A 719-nucleotide genomic window follows, 5' to 3' on the forward strand; every position below is an offset into this window, starting at 1 on the left:
TCGTTGTTTTTCTCCGAAGCCGTGCTCCAGCTCAGCTGGGCATTGGTGCCCGCTACTTTGGCCGTGAACACGCTCAGCTCGACGGGCAGCGGGGCGTTAACGACCGCAATGACCCCCGAGAACTCCGACGTGTTGCCCACGGCCAGGCCGTTGACCGTTGCCGGCACCGTGGCCGTGGCCGTGAGCTTGTTGGCCACCAGGCTGGTAGCCAGCGCCGGGCTGATGGGCAGCGTGAACTGGAAGCGGTTGACACCGGTTTCCGCGCCCTGGTTCAGGCCTGTGCCCGAACCCGTGTCCCCGATCACCCCGGAGTAGCTGGCAAAGCGGCTGTCGCCGTCGTTGACGCCTTCCGTAGCGCTGAACAGGTAGGTAGCGCCTTCGCCGAAGTTAGTCGGGTCAGCGCTGGCTACGAAGAATTCGATCAGGACCCCGGCCCGGGCGTAGCCGGTGACAATCAGGTTGCCGCCGCTGACCTTCGCCTGGGTGAAGACCGGGAAGCTGAGCAGGCTGTTGGCGCCGCTGGCGGCCGTGCGGCCATCGGCGTTCAGCGTCACGGCGTCGCCGTTGACGTTGGTGTTGTTGGCGCTCAGGTCGATGCCCAGGTTGCCGGTCACGCCGTTGCCGTTGTTGTTGCCCGTGTTGTTCTGGGTGAAGCGGTTGCCGCTGGTGCCGCTCATGGCCATGATCCCGTCGCCGGAGTTGCCGGTGATGGTGTTGGC

General features: G+C 65.6%; 1 pseudogene. It reads right to left on the minus strand.

From position 1 onward, the window contains the following. A pseudogene (locus tag ABD842_RS13705) lies at window positions 1-719 on the minus strand (hypothetical protein); the annotation flags it as partial.

The organism is Hymenobacter algoricola, assembly GCF_039539525.1.
In the GTDB taxonomy this organism is placed as follows: Bacteria; Bacteroidota; Bacteroidia; order Cytophagales; family Hymenobacteraceae; genus Hymenobacter; species Hymenobacter algoricola.